At 69.6% G+C, this 2,191-nt stretch carries 2 protein-coding genes; one reads left to right on the top strand and one right to left on the bottom strand.

The features are described from left to right. Positions 1-972: glucose PTS transporter subunit IIA (locus DDF62_RS20525; RefSeq protein WP_116490829.1), on the bottom strand; the 972-nt coding region annotated here is incomplete at its 3' end. 257 nt (positions 973-1,229) lie between these two features. Here DDF62_RS20525 and DDF62_RS20520 point away from each other — a divergent pair. Then, a complete protein-coding gene (locus tag DDF62_RS20520; RefSeq protein WP_116490828.1) occupies positions 1,230-1,970 on the top strand; it encodes a GntR family transcriptional regulator in 741 nt (246 codons plus the stop codon). Positions 1,971-2,191: the final 221 nt, after the last annotated feature.

The raw sequence follows: 2,191 nt of genomic DNA, 5'->3' as shown, positions 1-2,191 counted from the left end.
CAGCTCGGCGCTGGCCCCGGCGCCGGTCTCGACGACGGTGATTTCCTCGGCCACCAGCCGCACCGCCTGGCCGATGGCCAGGCCCGGCGCGGCCAGCACCCCGCGCAGCACACCCGGCTCGGCCGGTTCGGCCACGGCGACGGGCGGCGGCTCTTCGACAACAGCGGCGGCGACCTGGGCCGCGATCTCATCGGCCCGCTCACCCATGCCGCTCTCGATCAGCTCGGCGATCGCCGCCACGGCGCCTTCCGCGTCGGGACCCGCAGCGACGATCGAGACGTGGTCGCCCAGCCGGATGGCCAGCGACATCAGCCCCACCGGGCTCTTGGCGCTGGCCCGGCGATTGACGGCGACCAGCGCGATCTCGGCGGTAAACCCGCGCGCCGTCTCGGCGATGCGGGCGGCCGGACGGGCGTGGATCCCGTGCGCCAGCGGCACCACCACCTCGCGCACCACCTCGCCGCCCGCGTCCGCCGCCGTCCCGGCGGCCGCACCGCCGACCGCCGTCAGCTCCATCAGGAAGCCGCCGACCCCGGTCTCGTGGTCCTGAGCCCGGCGCACGATCGAAAAGGCCTCGGGATTGGTGACCACGATCGGGGTGATCAGGCTTTTGGCCTTGCGGGCCAGGAAATCGAGGTCAAAGCCGATCAGCGGATCGCCGGCCGTCACCGCCTGCCCCTCGGCCACGTGGACGGTGAAGCCCTCGCCGTCCAGCGCCACCGTCTCCAGACCCACATGCATCAGGATCTCGGCCCCGTTGGCCGCCCGCAGCGTCACCGCGTGCCGCGACCGGTGCACCGTGATCACCCGCCCGTCGCACGGCGCATGCAGCACCGACCCCGTCGGATCGATCGCCAGACCGTCCCCCAGCATCCGCTCGGCGAACACCGCGTCCGGCGTCTCATCCAAAGGCGCCACCCAGCCTGAAAGCGGCGAACTCAGCAGCAGCCCGGCGGACGAGCCCGCCTCCATGACGTGTCGTCCTGGGCCGGCTCGCGGTGTGCTTGCAGGGGATGATTGATGGCTGGGCATGGATGCCATTTTAATACCATTCCAAAAACTCTCCCCCTGACGGAGAGCCGAAAACCGTTTGACACAAAAGCGGTTTATCGCCCTGTTGCGATTTATCGGACCAAATCGGCCGACAAAAGAGGACTTAGATTGGTATGTATGCAATGAGCTGCTCCGAAACGCGGCGCCAAGCTCGACCTCTGGTGGGAAACTAACCCATGTTGCTCTCCGAACGTATCGGTCCGATCGAAAGCGCCTCCTCAGCACCCCTCTACCTGCAGCTCCAGAAAGCGCTGCGCGAGGCGATACAGCACAAGGTGCTGACGCCGGAAGACGCCCTGCCGCCCGAGCGCGACATGGCCGAGGACTTCAACGTCTCGCGGATCACCGTGCGCAAGGCGCTGGAAGGCCTGGTCCACGAGGGCCTGCTGACGCGCCGCCAGGGCGCCGGCACCTTCGTCGCGGCCCGCGTGGAAAAGAACTTCTCCAAGCTGACCTGCTTCACCGAGGACATGATCTCGCGCGGCCGCAGCCCGCACAGTGAGTGGCTCGCCCGCATGGAAGGCGCGGTCACGCCCGAGGAATCGCTGACCCTGGGCCTGTCGCCCAGCACGCCGGTCTACCGCTTCCACCGCATCCGCTACGCCGACGGCGCGCCGATGGCGGTCGAGTATTCGACCATCGCCGCCTTCGCCCTGCCCTCGCTCGATGTGGTCGACCACTCGCTCTACGAGGCCATGGCCAGCGCCGGCTACAAGCCGGTCCGCGCCCTGCAGCGCCTGCGCGCGGTGCTCATCACCCCGCAGCACGCGGGCCTGCTGGGCGTGAAGGCCAAGGACGCCGGCCTGCTGGTGGAACGCCGCGGCTTCCTCAAGGACGGCCGCGCGGTGGAAGTGACCCAGTCCTACTACCGCGGCGACACCTACGACTTCGTGGCCGAGCTGAACGACCCCGCCTGATTTTCCTGATCACCCCGAGTATCGGAGTACAGCCCGTGACGGCGCTGCCCCATTCCCATTTCCAGCCCCTCACCGCCGAGGCGACGCGGATGTTCCTCGAAGCGGGGGAAGCCTCGGCCGTGGTGGCGCGGCAGGTCGCGGCCAATGCGGCGGCGGCGGGCGAGATCGGCGCGCGGCTGCGGGCCAGCCCGCCCCGGGCCGTGGTCACCTGCGCGCGCGGC

Source organism: Caulobacter radicis (genome assembly GCF_003094615.1).
GTDB classification, from domain to species: domain Bacteria; phylum Pseudomonadota; class Alphaproteobacteria; order Caulobacterales; family Caulobacteraceae; genus Caulobacter; species Caulobacter radicis.
The sequence above is the reverse complement of the archived record's forward strand: the minus strand, read 5'-3'. Positions and strand labels throughout refer to the sequence as shown.